This window comes from Halomonas sp. 11-S5, from assembly GCF_029889825.1.
Classification (GTDB): domain Bacteria; phylum Pseudomonadota; class Gammaproteobacteria; order Pseudomonadales; family Halomonadaceae; genus Halomonas.
This window is the reverse complement of record NZ_JARANW010000025.1, coordinates 18,103-32,804: the sequence shown is the minus strand read 5'-3', so window position 1 is coordinate 32,804 and position 14,702 is coordinate 18,103. Positions and strand designations below refer to the sequence as shown.

13 protein-coding genes and 1 pseudogene are annotated in these 14,702 nt (G+C 64.9%); 6 read left to right on the top strand and 8 right to left on the bottom strand.

The features are described from left to right. The 5 genes from OP497_RS14675 to OP497_RS14655 all read left to right on the top strand — a co-directional run bounded on the left by OP497_RS14675 (position 1) and on the right by OP497_RS14655 (position 6,615). Positions 1 to 939, top strand: a complete 939-nt coding sequence (locus OP497_RS14675) for an MlaD family protein (RefSeq protein ID WP_280549686.1) — start codon at positions 1 to 3, stop codon at positions 937 to 939. Beyond that, positions 936 to 1,571: an ABC-type transport auxiliary lipoprotein family protein gene (locus OP497_RS14670; RefSeq protein WP_280549684.1), complete on the top strand. Its 636-nt coding sequence runs from the start codon at positions 936 to 938 to the stop codon at positions 1,569 to 1,571. The genes OP497_RS14675 and OP497_RS14670 overlap by 4 nt, the downstream gene beginning before the upstream one ends. 76 nt (positions 1,572 to 1,647) lie before the next feature. After that, on the top strand, positions 1,648 to 2,724 hold the full coding sequence (locus tag OP497_RS14665) for an HlyD family efflux transporter periplasmic adaptor subunit (RefSeq protein ID WP_280549683.1): 1,077 nt from the start codon (positions 1,648 to 1,650) through the stop codon (positions 2,722 to 2,724). Beyond that, positions 2,721 to 5,489, top strand: coding sequence for a ribosome-associated ATPase/putative transporter RbbA (rbbA, locus tag OP497_RS14660; protein ID WP_280549682.1), 2,769 nt, complete (start codon positions 2,721 to 2,723; stop codon positions 5,487 to 5,489). The genes OP497_RS14665 and rbbA overlap by 4 nt, the downstream gene beginning before the upstream one ends. Before the next feature lies 1 nt (position 5,490). After that, entirely contained in the window at positions 5,491 to 6,615 is a 1,125-nt protein-coding gene (locus OP497_RS14655; RefSeq protein ID WP_280549681.1) for an ABC transporter permease, read from the top strand. A 79-nt stretch (positions 6,616 to 6,694) separates the two neighbouring features. Here the strand turns inward: OP497_RS14655 and OP497_RS14650 are convergent, their stop codons facing one another. Further along, positions 6,695 to 7,681, bottom strand: a complete 987-nt coding sequence (locus OP497_RS14650) for a lipid A deacylase LpxR family protein (protein ID WP_348533124.1) — start codon at positions 7,679 to 7,681, stop codon at positions 6,695 to 6,697. 119 nt (positions 7,682 to 7,800) lie between these two features. Next, positions 7,801 to 7,981, bottom strand: a pseudogene (locus tag OP497_RS14645) (aminoglycoside phosphotransferase); the annotation flags it as partial. Between the two features lie 91 nt (positions 7,982 to 8,072). On the opposite strand from OP497_RS14645, the gene OP497_RS14640 reads away from it, so the two are divergent. Continuing rightward, positions 8,073 to 8,384 carry an NGG1p interacting factor NIF3 gene (locus tag OP497_RS14640; RefSeq protein ID WP_280549679.1) on the top strand — a complete coding sequence of 104 codons (312 nt, stop codon included), beginning with the start codon at positions 8,073 to 8,075 and terminating at the stop codon, positions 8,382 to 8,384. 66 nt (positions 8,385 to 8,450) lie between these two features. On the opposite strand, the gene tal is transcribed toward OP497_RS14640, so the two are convergent. The 6 genes from tal to OP497_RS14610 all read right to left on the bottom strand — a co-directional run bounded on the left by tal (position 8,451) and on the right by OP497_RS14610 (position 14,700). Then, positions 8,451 to 9,401, bottom strand: a complete 951-nt coding sequence (gene tal, locus OP497_RS14635) for a transaldolase (RefSeq protein ID WP_280549678.1) — start codon at positions 9,399 to 9,401, stop codon at positions 8,451 to 8,453. Positions 9,402 to 9,429: 28 nt separating this feature from the next. Beyond that, a complete protein-coding gene (xylB, locus tag OP497_RS14630; protein ID WP_280549676.1) occupies positions 9,430 to 10,911 on the bottom strand; it encodes a xylulokinase in 1,482 nt (493 codons plus the stop codon). Beyond that, entirely contained in the window at positions 10,911 to 12,395 is a 1,485-nt protein-coding gene (locus tag OP497_RS14625; protein WP_280549675.1) for a mannitol dehydrogenase family protein, read from the bottom strand. Before OP497_RS14625 ends, xylB begins: the two co-directional genes overlap by 1 nt. A gap of 52 nt (positions 12,396 to 12,447) precedes the next feature. Further along, positions 12,448 to 13,071 carry a nucleoside/nucleotide kinase family protein gene (locus OP497_RS14620; protein ID WP_280549674.1) on the bottom strand — a complete coding sequence of 208 codons (624 nt, stop codon included), beginning with the start codon at positions 13,069 to 13,071 and terminating at the stop codon, positions 12,448 to 12,450. Positions 13,072 to 13,163: 92 nt separating this feature from the next. Beyond that, positions 13,164 to 13,955 carry an L-iditol 2-dehydrogenase gene (locus OP497_RS14615; RefSeq protein ID WP_280549672.1) on the bottom strand — a complete coding sequence of 264 codons (792 nt, stop codon included), beginning with the start codon at positions 13,953 to 13,955 and terminating at the stop codon, positions 13,164 to 13,166. Between the two features lie 58 nt (positions 13,956 to 14,013). Then, the gene (locus OP497_RS14610) at positions 14,014 to 14,700 is read right to left on the bottom strand and encodes an HAD-IA family hydrolase (protein WP_280549670.1); all 687 of its coding nucleotides are present in this window, start codon (positions 14,698 to 14,700) and stop codon (positions 14,014 to 14,016) included. Between the last annotated feature and the right edge of the window lie 2 nt (positions 14,701 to 14,702).

Below are 14,702 nucleotides of genomic sequence, written 5' to 3'. Positions count from 1 at the left end.
ATGGAACCCCGCGCCCACCACGTGCTGATCGGGCTGTTCACGGTGATCACCCTGGGCAGCGCGCTGCTGTTCGCCCTGTGGCTCGGCAAGTCCAGCGTCGATCGCGACTATGCCTGGTACGAAGTCGGCTTCAACCGCGCGGTCAGCGGGCTCTCCGAGGGCAATGCCGTCCAGTACAGCGGCATCGAGGTCGGGGATGTGGTCAGGCTGCGCCTCGACCCCCGGGACCCGCGCCAGGTGCGGGCGCTGATCCGCGTCTACAGCGACGTCCCGATCAAGCAGGACACCCGCGCCAGCCTGGCGTTGGCCAACATCACCGGTACCATGAACATCCAGCTGCTTGGCGGCACCCCGCAGAGCCCCCGCCTGGAGGGCGACCGCGACGATCCCCCGCTGATCCAGGCCGAGCCCTCGCCGCTGAGTTCGCTGCTCTCCAACAGCGAGGAGCTCTTCGCCCAGGTGGACCGGTTGCTGACCAACGCCAACCAGCTGCTCTCCGAGGAGAACGCCGAGCGCCTGACGCGCACCCTGGGCAACCTGGAGGTCGTCTCGCAGGCGCTGGTCGACCAGCGCGCTGCCCTCGGCGAGGCCATGGCGCGCTTCGGGCAGGCCGGCGAACAGCTCGAGGCGTCCCTCGAGAGCGTCAGCCGCCTGGGCGAGACCGCCAACGGGCTGCTCGACGAGGAGGGTCGCGCGACCCTGCAGAGTGCCCGACGCGCCATGCAGTCGCTGGAGGCCACTACCGCCCGGCTGGACCGGCTGACGGCCCGCCATGAAGGCTCCCTGGCGCGGGGCCTGCAGGGCGTGGGCGAGCTCGACCCGGCCATGCGCGAACTGCATGCCACGCTGCGCGCCCTCAACCGCCTGGTGCGGCGCCTCGAGGAGAACCCGGCCGATGCCCTGCTGGGCCGCGACGCGATCCAGGAGTTCACTCCATGAACCTACCCGCCATGCCACGACGCGCCAGGGCACTGCCGGGCCTGCTGATGGCCCTGCTGATGGCCCTGCTGCTGGCGGGCTGCAGCCTGCTCCCCGAGCAGGAACCGCTGCGCCTCTTCACGCTGCCCGAACCGTCGATTTTGTCGTCTCATGAGGTCACCCGCGACCTCACCCTGCGGGTCGACACGCCGAGCGCCGGGTCGCCGCTGGATGGCCCGCGCCTGCTGGTCATGCCCTCCCCCGGGGAGTTCCAGGCCTATGCCATGGCCCGCTGGCGCGACGATGCCCCACAACTCCTGCGCGACCACCTGCTCGCGGCTTTCCGCCTCGACGGCCGCCTGGCCGCCGTGGTGGACGACACCAGCCGGGCGCGCAGCGACGCTGCCCTGGCGAGCCACCTGGGAGCCTTTCACAGCCGCTACCGCGAGGGCACGCCCGAGGTGGTGCTGCGCCTCGACGTCCAGCTGCTCGACGAGGCCAGCCGCGAAGTGCGGGCCAGCCGCCGCGTCGAGGTGGTGGTCGCAAGCGATGACGACAGCCTCGAGGCCGTGGTCGAGGCCTTCGGTCGCGCCGCCGACCGGGCTGCCTTCGAGCTGGTCGACTGGACCCTGGCCCAGCTTGCCACGTCATGATGGCCATCCCATCGATGCAGAGTCTCGATACGTAACGTTAGCCGCTTAACCAACCATCAATCGTGGATGCGACAATATGAAGACAAGCCATAAAAGCAAGCTGATCAAGGGCCTGGCGGCCATTGCCGCTGTTGGCATCGCGGCCTGGCTGGTCTGGCGGGAACTGCAGCCCGAGGGTCCCGGCGAGGGCATCACCAGCGGCAACGGGCGCATCGAAGCCACCGAGATCGATATCGCCACCCGGGTCGCCGGCCGCCTCGACGAGGTACTGGTCGACGAAGGGGATTTCGTGGAGCCTGGCCAGATCGTCGCTCGCATGGATACCGACACCCTGGAGGCCGAGCTGGCCCAGGCCAGAGCACAGAACCGCCAAGCAAAGAATGCCCTGGAGACAGCCCGAGCCATGGTTGCCATGCGCCAGAGTGAGCTTGAAAGCGCACGAGCCGTGGTCAACCAGCGCCAGGCAGAGCTGAACGCCTCACGCAAGCGCTACGAGCGCTCGGCCAGTCTGGTGGAGCGTAATGCCATCTCTCGGCAACAGTTCGACGACACCCTGGCCGACTACCAGAGCCAGCAGGCCGCTCTGGCCTCGGCCAATGCCCAGGTGCTCTCCGCCCAGGCCGCTATCCGCGCTACTGAATCCCAGGTCATCGAGGCCGAGTCGCAGGTGGAAGCCACCCAGGCTGCGATCCAACGCATCGAGGCCGAGCTGGAGGACAGCAAGCTCAAAAGCGACCGCCTGGCTCGCGTACAGTTTCGAGTGGCCGAACCCGGCGAGGTGCTGGGTGCCGGGGGCAAGGTAGTCAACCTGGTCGACCTCACCAAGGTCTACATGACCTTCTTCCTGCCCACTCGCGAGGCAGGCCGGGTTGCCATCGGCGACGAAGTGCACCTGGTGCTGGATGCTGCCCCGGACTATGTAATTCCCGCCAGGGTCAGCTTCGTATCCAGCGTGGCCCAGTTCACCCCCAAGACCGTGGAAACCGAAAGCGAACGGCAGAAGCTGATGTTTCGCGTTCGCGCCCAGATCGATCCGAACCTGCTGCTCGAGCATATCGATCAGGTCAAGACGGGCCTGCCCGGCATGGCTTACCTGAAGCTCGACAGTGACGCCACCTGGCCCGAACACCTCAAGGTCAATGTCATTCCATGAACCAAGAGACGCAGCTCGTCGCCCAAGTCAGCACGCTTACCTTGCGCTACGGCCGCACCATAGCCCTGGATGCGCTGGACCTGGCCCTGCCGGCCGGATGCATGGTCGGGCTGATCGGGCCGGATGGCGTCGGCAAATCCAGCCTGCTATCGCTGCTCGCCGGCGCCCGCAAAATCCAAGAGGGTACGGTCACGGTGTTGGGCGGCGACATGAGCAACAAACGCCATCGCAACGAGGTCGGCCCGCGCATCGCTTACATGCCACAAGGGTTGGGCAAAAACCTCTATCCGACGCTCTCCATCGAGGAGAACCTGCAGTTTTTCGCGCGTCTATTCGGCCACGGCGCCAGAGAACGTCGGCGTCGCATCGACGACCTGACCCGCAGCACCGGGCTACTCCCCTTCCTCGAGCGCCCCGCCGGCAAGCTTTCCGGCGGCATGAAACAGAAACTGGGGCTATGCTGCGCGCTGATCCACGACCCTGACCTGCTGATTCTCGACGAGCCCACCACCGGGGTCGACCCGCTGGCCCGCTCCCAGTTCTGGGAGCTGATCGCCCGCATCCGCGGCGATCGCCCGCAGATGAGCGTGATCGTCGCTACCGCCTACATGGACGAAGCCCAGCGTTTCGACCGGCTGGTGGCCATGGACGCCGGCAAGATACTCGCCACCGGTTCTCCCCAGGAACTACTGACACGCACCGGCAGCGACTCATTGGAAACCGCCTTTATCGAGCTGCTGCCGGAAGAGAAAAAGCGTGGCTACAAGCCGGTGGATATCCCACCGCTGGAACTGGATGACGGTGAAGCCGCCATTGAGGCTCAGGAACTCACCATGCGTTTTGGCGACTTCACCGCCGTCGACCATGTCAGTTTCCGTATCCGGCGCGGCGAGATATTCGGCTTCCTCGGCTCCAACGGCTGTGGCAAGTCGACCACCATGAAGATGCTCACCGGACTGCTGGCCGCCAGCGAGGGGCGAGCCTGGCTATTCGGTCAGGAGGTCGATCCTCACGACATCGCCACCCGCCGACGGGTCGGCTACATGTCGCAGGCCTTCTCGCTGTACGGCGAACTCACGGTGCACCAGAACCTGGTGCTGCATGCACGTCTGTTCCAGATCGCAAAGCAAGACATACCGGCAAGAGTCGCAGAGATGGTCGAGCGTTTCAGTCTCGATAACGTCCTCGACGCCCTACCGGAGAACCTCCCTCTGGGTATCCGTCAGCGGCTTTCCCTGGCGGTCGCGATGGTTCACAAACCCGAGCTACTGATTCTTGATGAACCCACCTCGGGGGTCGACCCCATTGCCCGCGATGCTTTTTGGCGCCTGCTGATCGAACTGTCGCGCCACGACCGGGTGACGATCTTCATCTCCACCCACTTCATGAACGAGGCCGAGCGCTGCGACCGCATGTCAATGATGCACGCAGGTAAAGTTCTGGATAGTGACACCCCGGCGGCGCTGGTCGAAAAGCGAGAAGCGGCGACGCTGGAGGACGCCTTCATCGGTTATCTGCTCGAGGCTGGCGCCGATCAGGAGAGTTCCACACAGGAGACCTCGCCCCAAGAAGCCGTCTCCCCTTCGGATACCCCACTCGTCGCCAAAGAGACGCATCACGGCGCACCACGCCACCGACGCTTCAGCCTGCAGCGGTTGCTCAGCTATATGTGGCGCGAAACCCTGGAGCTGCGCCGCGACCCGGTGCGCGCCACCCTGGCGCTGGTCGGCTCATTGATCCTGATGTTCGTGATAGGGTTCGGCATCAGCATGGATGTCGAGGATCTCAGCTATGCCATCCTCGACCGGGACCAGAGCTCCCTCAGTCACGATTACGCGCTGAACCTATCGGGTTCGCCCTACTATTTCAGCGAACGCCCACCGCTTGAGGACTATGCGGAGTTGGATCGGCGTATGCGCAGCGGAGAGCTGGCCCTGGCGATCGAGATTCCCCCGGGGTTCGGTCGCGACCTGGTGCGCGGCCGTCACGTCGAGATCGGGGCCTGGATCGACGGCGCCATGCCTCAGCGCGCCGAAACCGTGCAGGGCTATGTACAGGGCATCCACCAGCAGTGGCTTAAGGAGCAGGCAAGGCAATCCGGAGCCGCGACTGCTGCCGCAACTGCCAATATCGAGAACCGCTACCGTTACAATCCCGACATTCAGAGCCTGCCCGCCATGGTGCCTGTGGTGATTCCACTGTTGTTGCTGATGCTGCCGTCCATGCTCACCGCGCTCTCGGTGGTGCGTGAAAAGGAGATGGGGTCGATCATCAATCTCTACGTCACGCCGGTCACCCGCGCCGAGTTCCTGATCGGCAAGCAACTTCCCTACATCGGCTTGGCAATGATCAACTTTCTATTGATGGTTGGGCTTGCGATCACGGTGTTCGGTGTGCCGATCACCGGTAGCTTCCCGGCGCTGGCGCTGGCAGCTCTGGTGTTCTGTATCATCGCCACCGGCATGGGCCTGCTGGCCTCGACCGTCACCCGCAGCCAGATCGCCGCCATGTTCTTCACCATGATCGGCACACTGATTCCCGCCATCCAGTTTTCGGGACTGATCGATCCGGTCTCGTCGCTAGAGGGTATCGGGCGCTTTATTGGCAACATCTACCCGGCAAGCCACATGTTCACCATCAGCCGCGGCGTATTCAGCAAGGGGCTGGATCTGCGCGACCTCATCGGTTCGTTCCTGTCGATGCTGCTGTCGGTACCCGTGATCATGGGCATGGCGATCACTTTACTCAACAGGCAGGAGAGCTGACATGCACAGGATTGCCAATATTTACCGCCTGGGCATCAAGGAGTTCTGGAGTCTATTGCGTGATCCAATAATGCTGGTGCTGATCGTCTACGTATTCAGCATTGATGTCTACACCACCGCCACGGCTATGCCCGAAACACTGAACAAAGCTCCTATCGCGATTGTTGATGAAGACGACTCGCCGCTCTCCACCCGGATTATCTCGGCCTTCTACCCACCCCAATTCGTACGCCCGAAAATCATCACCTTCCCGGAAATGGATTCTGGTATGGATGCCGGGCACTTCACCTTCGCGCTGGTCATTCCGGCCAATTTCCAGCGTGATGTACTGGCAGGACGTACACCCGACATTCAGCTCAATATCGATGCCACCCGCATGAGCCAAGCCTTTGCCGGCAACAACTATGTACAGCAGATCGTCATGGGCGAGGTCAACGAGTTCGTGAAGGGCTATCGTGCAAGCCCTGTTCCTCCCGTCGAGCTGAGACTACGGGCACGCTTCAATCCGAGCCTTGAAAAATCATGGTTCGGTTCGCTGATGTCAATCATCGACAACGTCACGATGCTCTCGATCATCCTGACCGGGGCAGCGCTGATCCGCGAGCGCGAACACGGTACCATCGAGCACCTGCTGGTGATGCCAGTGACACCAACGCAGATCATGCTGGCCAAGGTATGGTCGATGGGGGTCGTGGTCTTGCTGGCAGTAGCATTATCACTGACCTTCATCGTACGCGGCCTGCTTCAGGTACCGATAGAAGGCTCGGTAGCCCTGTTCCTGGCTGGTGCGGCACTTCATCTGTTCGCTACCACCTCAATGGGCATCTTCCTGGCGACACTGGCCCGCAGCATGCCCCAGTTCGGCATGCTGATGATCCTGTTTCTGCTACCGCTGCAGGTGCTATCCGGAAGTGTCACGCCGCGCGAAAGCATGCCTGAACTGGTCCAGAACATAATGCTGCTGGCACCTACGACCCACTTCGTCGAGCTGAGCCAGGGCATTCTGTTTCGCGGTGCCGGCATCGGTGTCGTCTGGGGACAGTTTCTAATGCTATTGGTGATTGGCAGCGTACTATTCACCATCTCACTGGCTCGCTTCCGCAAGACCATCAGCCAGATGGCCTGAAGATGACGGCGCTCCTACCTCGGAGATCCTCTAGGAGACTGTCTAACCGCGGAAGCGCGCGAGCCCGGACGTTACCGGTTCAAAACCAGCGCGACAACATGAGGGAACCGAAGGTGTCTTGCGAATCCTGCTCGGTGAACTCATCGGTGCGCCAGGCATAAGAAAAGGAAAGCTGCCAGCGGTCCCAGGTCAACGCCAAGCCGGCAAGGGCATCGCCTACCCACTCCTCCCGTTCCACCGAATGGCTTTCCGTAAAGGTGTTGCCGTCGAGCAGAAGATTATGGGCCATGTAGCGGCCTTCCAGAGATGCAAAGGCATACCAGCTAAAGCCCTGATCGGGATGGAAAGAGGCCCAGCCCCCTTGGGCGGGGGCAATGGCGGGAATTCCCAAGCTGCGCTCGAGGTTCTCCCCGAAACGCAGCCCCAGCCCAGTCGACGCATAGGTATATAGGTTCCCCACAGAAAACCCGGTTGCAGGACCATACTCCACCTGATAACCGTCAAGGCTGAACCTATCGATCCAGGCATGCTTGTAGGCAAGGTTGACGACCGGTTCATTATCGAGTTGGTGGTCCCAGCCTCGCGGTTCGGTGGACGAGACCAACTCATGATATTCACGCTGGATCCACTCGGCACCGGATGCCGGTCCGACAATGCCCACGTCCATATTGAGACTTCTGACTTCATGCCAGCCACGGTGCGGGATCTGATCGAACAGCGATACTCCCCCGAGAAGAAGCCCTGCATAGGGACGGTCATCCTCTATCAACCACGGAATGCTGATATCATCCGGCGTATATATCTGATGGCTGAGTCGGTATGCCCCACTCTCCATGCTGCTCCCTCGCCAGCCGGGCAACCGCTCGGCCAGCCCCCGCAGCCAGTGATCGTTGCCCGGTTCAAACGACCAGATGAGCTCAACCCCGTTGGAATAATGGCCGTCATCGCCATTATTGGAATAGCTATCGTTCTCGGACTTGAGCGTCAAGAGCCCCGACCTGGCAGCCGACACCGGCATCGATGCCACCAACAACACTGACCACCACAACGCTCCCCTGGCTTGCATGCAATGTCCCTACCTGGCACCTGTAACAAACAAACATGAATGTATGCCAATAGAACTTAGCAACGCCTCCGATGCGGGTCAATGCTATATTCACTACCGCTCAATTCTTTTACAGAGAATCAGCTTGCCCCGGCCTCCAGGCGGCTCACGGCCCTCTCCACCGCGCCGTGATAGCCACCGCCGAACAGCAGCAGGTGGTTGAGCAGCGGATTAAAGCTGAAAGAGCGTCTCGCCCGGTGAGCCGAACAACGTCAGCATGGCCAGGTCCACCGCCGGGTAGTGGCGATAGCCCGCCGGGTCGTGCTCGCCGATGTGATGTTCTCAAGGGCTGACGACATCGCCTCGATATGGCACAACGAGGGTACACCCACAGCAGAGAGGAGCCGGGACCATGTACAAGTTGGCGTTTTTCGTGCCCGTGGCCGACGCCGAGGCCGTCAAGGAGGCCGTCTTCGCCACCGGGGCGGGACGCATCGGCGACTACGAGGCCTGCTGCTTCCAGACCCGGGGCACCGGACAGTTCCGGCCACTGGAAGGCGCCAACCCGCACATCGGGCGGGTCGGCGACCTGGAGCAGGTGGAGGAACTGAAGGTGGAGCTGGTCTGCGAGGACGCCCTGATCGCTGAGGCGGTGGCAGCCCTGAAGACGGCCCATCCCTACGAGGAGCCCGCCTACGACGCCTGGAAACTCGAGGCCTTGTGAGCCTTCCTGCGACGATGGACCCGACGCCAGGCGCCGGGTCCGCCGGTGGCTGAGCGCGGGCCGCGCTCAGCCTAGCCTTTCGGCGAGACGCGCCTCCAGGGTGCGCTGGTCCTCGTAGAAGCGGCGGATGCCCTCAGCCAGCTTGTCGTTGGCCATGGCGTCCTGGTTGTGGCCCCAGCGGAATGTGGGCTCGTCAAGCGGCGCGGGACACTCGCCGACGGCAGGGATCTCCACGCCCGGGGCGACCTCGCCCTCCTCGGCCGAGAGCTCCTCAAGCAGCGCCGGGGAGATGGTCAACCGCGGGCAGCCGGCCAGCGCCAGCACCTGGCCGAGGGTGCGGAAGCTCGCCCCCATCACTACGGTGGCGTAGCCGCCACGTCCGACCCGCGCGCAGACACCGCGCACGAAGCGCACCCCGGGGTCCTCGTCCGGCGCATAGTCACGGCCGGTGGCCTGCTTGTACCAGTCGGTGACCCGGCCGACGAAGGGCGAGACAAGGAAGACCCCGGCATCGAAGCAGGCCTGGGCCTGGGCATCGCTGAACAGCAGGGTCAGGTTGCACTGGATACCCTCCCTCTCCAGCACCTCGGCGGCACGGATGCCCTCCCAGGTGGAGGCGAGCTTGATCAGTACGCGATCGCGGCCCACGCCGCGTTGCTCGTAAGATTCGATCAACTCGTGTGCCTTGCGGATGCTGGCCTGGGTATCAAAGGAGAGGCGGGCCGCCACTTCGGTGGAGACACGGCCGGGCACGGCCTTGGCGATCTCGCTGCCCATGGCCACGGCGAGACGGTCCACGGCATGCTCGGCCTGGACCTGACGGTCGCGGGTCTCGGCCTTGACCGCGGCCAGCTCTTCCTCGATCAGCGCCTGGTAACCGGGCAGGTCGAAGGCCTTGAGGATCAGCGAGGGATTGGTGGTGGCATCGTGGGGCCGGTAGCGCTGGATGGCGTCCAGGTCACCGGTGTCGGCGACCACCAGGGAGCAGCGTTTCAGGGCATCGAGTCGTGTCGTCATGGAAGGCTCCAGAGAAGTGAGACGGTCATCAGGTCAGAACGGCATGGCGCTCGGCCAGCCGACGGCGATAGCGGGCATAGACCTCTCGATAGGCATCGACATTCGCCGGATCGGGCTCGGCTCGCGAACTTTCATCGAGGTGCACCAGGCGCGCGCAGAGATCGGCCAGCTCGCCGCCCTGATGGCACCAGGCCGCCTGCAGGGCGGCGCCCAATGCCGCGGCGTCGGCGATCTCGGGGCAGATCACCCGGCTGCCGGTGACGTCGGCCACCATCTGACGCCACACAGGGCTGCGCGAGCCACCGCCAATCAGCCGGATCTCGCGCAGTCCTTCGGCCAGGCGACCGAACTGATCCAGGCCATAACGCAGGCCCAGGGTGGCGCCCTCCACCACCGCCCGGCACAGGTTGGCCTGGGTGGTGTTGACGCTGGTCAGGCCGTCAAGGCTGGCGGTGGCCTCGGGCAGCATGGGCACCCGCTCGCCATTGAAGAAGGGCAGCAGGGTGGCGCCCTCGGCGCCGATGGGCGCAGCGGCCACCCGCTCGCCGAAGGTCACCAGGTCGAGACCCAACAGCTCGCGGATCCGCGTGGTCGCCGAGGTCACGTTCATGGTGCAGACCAGCGGTAGCCAGCCACCGTGGCTGGCGCAGAAGTTGGCGACCATGGCGTTGTCGGGCACCACCGGCTCGGGGGAGAAGGCGCACAGGGTACCGGAGGTGCCCAGACTCAGGGTCACCAGGCCCGGGCGGATGTTGCCGGTGCCGATGGCGCCGAGCATATTGTCGCCTCCCCCACTGGAAACCAACACATGGTCTGCCAGGCCCAGCTCGCGGGCCACTTCGGGGCGCAGCGTGCCGGCCGGTTCATGGGCGTGGATCAACCGGGGCAGCACCCGCTCGGGGTCGAGCTCCGGGGCAATCTCGGCGAGGACGTCGTGGCGCCAGCGCCGGGTACGGGTGTCGAAGTACCCGGTCCCCGAGGCGTCGCCGGCCTCGGTGACCCGCTCGCCGGTGAGCCAGAAATTGAGATAGTCGTGGGGCAGCAGCAGGCTGGCGACGCGCCGGTAGGCCTCGGGATGCACCTCGCGCAGCCAGGCGATCTTGGAGGCGGTATAGCCGGTCTGCAGCACCAGGCCAAGCTTGTCGAGGCAGCCCGCTTCGCCACCGAGGCGCTGGATCAGCGCGGCGTTCCAGGCCGCCGTCTCGGTGTCGCACCACAGCTTGGCCGGATGCACCGGCTCGCCCTGCGCGTCCAGGGCCACCAGGCCGTGCTGCTGGCCAGAGACGCCCAGGGCACGGATCGCCCGGGGGTCGATGCCGGTCATCGCCAGCACCTCTCCAAGGGCGCCGCGCAGCGCGGCGATCCACTCGCCGGGGTCCTGCTCGCGGCGTCCGCCCGCCCCCTCGTCCAGGCGATGCGGCCGGCTCGCCTCGCCAAGGACCCGTGCACGGTCGACATCAACCAGTACCACCTTGGTGCTCTGGGTCCCGCAGTCCACTCCGATGTACATCATAGGCTCCCGTGTTCGACCAGCGCTTCAAGAGTAGCCCGGGCCCCCTGGCGGTGCAGGCTTTCCAGCGCTTGGACATAAGCCTCGCGGAAGCGTGGGTCCTCGGCCAGGTCACCGAACAGCTCGCGGTTCTCGATAAAGGCAGTGGGATGGTCGTGGTTGCGGGCCGCAATGGCCATCAGCTCGTCCTTGAGGCGGTCGACCACGGTGATCGCCTCGCCCTGCTCATCGACGCCCTCGGCGTAGCGCGCCCAGCTCGCCACCACGGCCGCCGAGCGATGGAGTTCGCCACCGCTCTCGATCTGCTGGCGAATCACCGGCACCAGCCACTTGGGAATCCGATCCGAGCTCTCGGCGCAGAGTCGCGCCAGGGTGTCCTTCACCTCGGGGTTGGCGAACCGCTCGATCAGGGTCAGCCGGTAGTCTTCGAGGTCGATGCCCGGCACCTGCGCCAGGGTCGGCGAACCCTCATGGCGCATGTAGCCGAGCAGGAAGTCGACGAACAGCGGGTCCTGGCACACCTCGTGGGCATAGCGGTAGCCGGCCAGGGTGCCGAAGTAGGTCAGCGCCTGGTGGCTGGCGTTGAGCAGGCGCAGCTTCATCAGCTCGTAGGGCACCACGTCGTCCACCAGCTGCACGCCGACCCGCTCCAGCGGCGGGCGGCCGGCGACGAAACGATCCTCCAGCACCCATTGGGTGAAGGGCTCGCAGACCACCGGCCAGGCGTCCTCGACGCCGAAGCGTTCGCCCAGCTCGGCGATGTCGGCCTCGCTGGTGACCGGGGTGATGCGGTCCACCATGGCGTTGGGGAAGGCCACCGAGGTCTCGATCAAGGCGGCCAGTGCCGGGTCCCGGGCGCGGGCGTAGGCGGTGAAGGTCTCCCTGGCCACATCACCGTTGCCCTGGATGTTGTCGCAGGACATCACGGTGAAGGGGGCGATGCCACGCTCGCGGCGCCGCGCCAGGCCCTCGACGATCAGCCCGAAGGTCGTCTTCGGTGCCGCGGGATGCGCCAGGTCGTGGCGGATGTCGGGGTTGTCGAGGTCGAACTCGCCACTCACCGGATGGAAGTTGTAGCCGCCCTCGGTGACGGTCAGCGAGACGATGCGGATCGCCGGGTCGGCCATCCTCTCGATCACCGCCTCGGGGTCGTCGGGGGCGAACAGGTAATCCACCACGCTGCCGATGACCCGCGGCTCGCGGCGACCATCCGGGTGCTTGATCACCAGGGTATAGAGGTAATCCTGGGCGGCCAGGGCATCGCGCATGCGGCGATCCCCGGCCATCACGCCGACGCCGACGATGCCCCAGTCCAGGGCCTCGTCACGATTCATCAGCGCATCAAGATACATGGCCTGGTGGGCGCGATGGAAGCCGCCGACACCGAAGTGGACGATCCCCGGCGTGAGGTCACGACGGTCATAGTTGGGCAGCGCCACCTCGGCGGCCAGTTTGCCCAGGTTGTCGTTGTTGAGTCGGGTCATAGGGAGTCTCCGGCCGAGCCAGGCTCGGCTTGGTGGGCCCGGGGCATGGAGGTCAGCGCCACACTATGTCGGGCGGAATAGAGTGCGACTTGACCAGTCGCGCGTTGGGCATGTCCTTTTGTCGCGCCTTCTCCAGAGCGCTGACAGGATCCTGGCCCATATCGATCCAGCGCTCGAAGAGTCGCTGTTCCAGGACGTCGTCGGCCACGTCAAGCAGCACCCTCAGGTCGAAGAGGCCATGCAGCCCGGTCCAGGGTGCCTGGTCGAGCAGCAGGTAGTTGCCCTCGACGATAACGATGCGCTGCTCGAGGGTGATCAGCCGACCGCCAGCACGGGCCAGATCCAAGGGGCGGTCGAACACAGGCACCGCGACAGGCCGGTCGGAGCGGCGAATGCGCTCGAGGTCGACACGCAGTCCGTCGACATCGAAGGTGTGCGGCGCCCCTTTCACGGGCACCAGGTCATCGGGTTCCAGCACGGCGTTGTCGTAGTGATAGCCATCCATCGGCACCACCGCGGCCTGGCCGGGCAGGCGGGCATTGATGGCCTCGCGCAGCCGCGCCGAGCGGTAGGACTTGCCACCCCCCGGCGGGCCGGCCAGGGCCACCAGGAAGCGCGGGCAGCCCTTGGCAGCCTGGATCAGCCGCTGTGCCATGGCATCGAGTTCGGGATTCATGGGACTTCCTCGGGTTCACATGACGGAGCATCATGATCACTCGCCGCATCGTTCTCGCCTACCATGGGAAGGCAGGTCGGCGGCATTCGTCCTCAGCTCATCCAGTTGCCGCCATCCACGTTGAGGGTCTGGGCGACCACATAGTCGCTGTCGTCGCTGGCCAGGAAGACCGCGGCGCCACCGTAGTCGTCGGGCCGACCCATGCGACCGGCCGGTACCGCCTCGCCCACCAGGCGCTTCTTCTCGCCGAGGGGGCGGCCCTCGTAGCGGGCGAAGAGCGCATCTACCTCCTCCCACATGGGAGTATCCACCACTCCGGGGGCGATGCCATTGACGTTGATGCCGTGCCGGACCAGGTCCAGGCCACAGGATTGGGTGAGGCTGATCACCGCCGCCTTGCTGGCGCAGTACATGCTCACCAGCGCCTCACCACGGCGCCCCGCCTGGGACGCCATATTGATGATCCTTCCGCCCTGGTCACGCTCGACCATGGCCTTGGCGACGGCCTGGAGAGTGAAGAACAGGCCCTTGACGTTGACGGCGAACTGCTTGTCGTAGCTCGCCTCGGTCACCTCCAGCACCGGGGCCATGTCGAAGATGGCGGCGTTGTTGACCAGGATGTCGATGCCGCCGAAGCGTTCCTTGATCTGCTCGATCATGGCGTCGACCGAGGCCCGGTCACAGACGTCCAGATGCACGCCCATCACCCGCGCAACGTCGCCACCAGCCTGGTCGGTGAGGGAGACTAGGGCCTCGTCGATGGCGCCCTGATCGATATCGGCGACCACGACATTGGCGCCTTCGGCCAGATAGCGCTGGGCGATGGCCAGGCCGATGCCTCGGGCACCGCCGGTGATAACGGCAATCTTGTCTTGAAGCTTCATGTTGTCATCCTTTTTGCTGTTGTGGGTGAGCGGGTCAATGGAAGAAGGGAGTCAGGGGTCAGGAGCGAACCGACTTCCGGCAGGTACCTCGCCACAGCTGAATCAGCTCGGCGAGGCCACTCATGTGTGTCAGTACCTGCCAGGCGCCGGCCTCCTGGAGGCGTTCGGCCTGGCCCGGCTGCACATGGCTGGCCCCGGTGAAGCCGATCACCGTCATGCCGGCAGCATGGGCCGCGGTGACACCCGAGACGCTGTCCTCTACCACCAGGCAGTCCCCGGGGAGGCGTGCCAGCTCACCTGCCGCCAGGTGGTAGAGATCGGGGGCGGGCTTGGGACGGGCCACCTGGTCCGCCGTGAACACCGGCGACGCCTCAAGCAACCGATCCAGCCCGGTGGTCGCCAGGGAGGCCAGCACCCGCTGCCGGCGGCTGTTGGAGACCACCGCCTTGGGCAGGTCGATGGTGGCGATCGCCTCGGCCACCCCCGGCATGGCCTGGAGCTCGCGAACCAGCCGCGCCTCGATGGTGTCATCCACCAGGGCAGTGGCCGCCGGCGGCAGGCGATGCACGCTCAGCCCCTCCAGGTGGCGCAGGATGTTGCCCGTGGTCATGCCCAACGCCTGACGCAGTACCGTGTCGGCATCGAGGTCGGGCAACCAGTCGCCGAGCAGTTCCACCAGCGTCGCCTCGGCAATGGTCTCGCTGTCCACCAGCACGCCATCGCAATCGAAGATCAGGGTGTCCATGA